The 1,569-nt window shown below is 39.1% G+C and carries 2 protein-coding genes; both read right to left on the bottom strand.

What is annotated here, in order from left to right; genetic code table 11:
* Positions 1-85: 85 nt before the first annotated feature.
* Complete coding sequence (locus LG34_RS16065; protein WP_109216979.1) at positions 86-265, bottom strand: hypothetical protein; 180 nt, start codon at positions 263-265, stop codon at positions 86-88.
* 59 nt (positions 266-324) lie between these two features.
* A complete protein-coding gene (locus tag LG34_RS16060) occupies positions 325-1,476 on the bottom strand; it encodes an IS91 family transposase (RefSeq protein WP_109216978.1) in 1,152 nt (383 codons plus the stop codon).
* Between the last annotated feature and the right edge of the window lie 93 nt (positions 1,477-1,569).

Genomic DNA, 1,569 nt, shown 5'->3' with positions numbered 1-1,569 from the left:
CTTTATAGGAAAGTTCTCCTTTGGAGAACTCTTGATATAAAAGTAGCCCGCACAGAGGCGGGCATAGCAAATAAACGATAAGTTTTTAGAAGATATAAAAACCTTCAGCACCGGGAAAATCTTCATCAAACACATCGTCTTCGTTTAAAAAGTAATCCATATCAAGCAAATCATCCTCACCCATGTGACGGATGTCATCAGCGGTCATGCCTTCTGGTGGATTTTTTATATATTTATTTCTGATTTCATCTGAATGTTTTGACATAGTTTTGTACCTCCGATCTTTAAATTATTCTATCACAGACGGAGAAACATGAACAGTGGTCAGGCAGATGAGTGTGCATGAAATCTGTGCATTGTCCTTTCGTACATTTCATTCAGAGAAATATGCTGATGATTATAATAAAGGTCAAGAAAAGTCATGGTCTCACCGCAGCATGGACATTTAAGAGGATCATATCCGAAGGAATGTAAAATACAGTCGCGCCAGCGGTTGAAGGAAAGAAATATCTTTCGTTTTTCTTTTGCAATGGCAAGATTTAGTTTGGAATCATTTTTATGATTTCCAGCATATAGACCATAGTATCGGATCTGCTTGAAATGTTTTTCAGGGATGTGTTGGATCAACCGCTGAATGAATTGCATAACAGGAACAGATTCGGTAATAAGCCGGTTGTCTTCGTGCCGGTTATAGTGAAAGGTGACAGTTTCGCCATCGTAATGATCTATACGTGAGGTTGCGATGACTGGACGACCAAGATAACGGCCAATGTATTTGGTGACGATTTTAGGGTTGCATTTGTTTGGTTTGGCATAGACATAGAAGCCATGTTTGTGTTCCTGGTAACAACGCGCTTTCACTTTCTTGAAGGAAACACCAAGTTCCTTTTCCATAAGATCAAGAAGTGCGGTACGAAATGCATTACGAAGAAAGGTATAGTTGAAATGCTTTTTGGAGCGCCAGAGACCGGAGTTGCCAATACCACCTTCAGAGACAAGACAATGGATGTGAGGATTCCATTTTAAGTCACGACCAAAAGTGTGGAGAACAAGAATAAATCCGGGAGTAAAACATTCAGACTTATTATCTTTATAGAAAGCCCGGAAAATAACACTTTGAACAGCATCAAAAAGAAGACCGAGGAGTTTTCGGTTTTCTAAAAAGAAATGTCTGAGTTCAGAATCAATGGTGAAAACACAGTGCCGGTGTTGTGCATTGATTATCTTAAAAGACATAGAGGTAGTGCGGTCAATGGAGTACTTGGTTCCACAGATAGGACAGAAACGACTATGGCATCGGAAAGGAACGAATTTGAAAGTACCACATTTAGAACAACCATACATTGCACCACCAAAAGAAGGATCACCGCAATTAATCATGCGGTCAACATTTTCGATGACGGATTTGCGTGGATGTAAAATATAAAGCATTTCTTCATAATGGTCTTTGAAAATATCCTGTAATACATTACTCATGAGACTATTATGAATGATTATTAATAAAAAAGAAACCCCTTACCCCTCATGAGTGAGGGGCAGGGGAGTTGAAGTGTCGAAGACACTTTTTTA

Source organism: Eubacterium ramulus (genome assembly GCF_003122485.1).
GTDB lineage: Bacteria > Bacillota > Clostridia > Lachnospirales > Lachnospiraceae > Eubacterium_I > Eubacterium_I ramulus_A.
The sequence above is the reverse complement of the archived record's forward strand: the minus strand, read 5'-3'. Positions and strand labels throughout refer to the sequence as shown.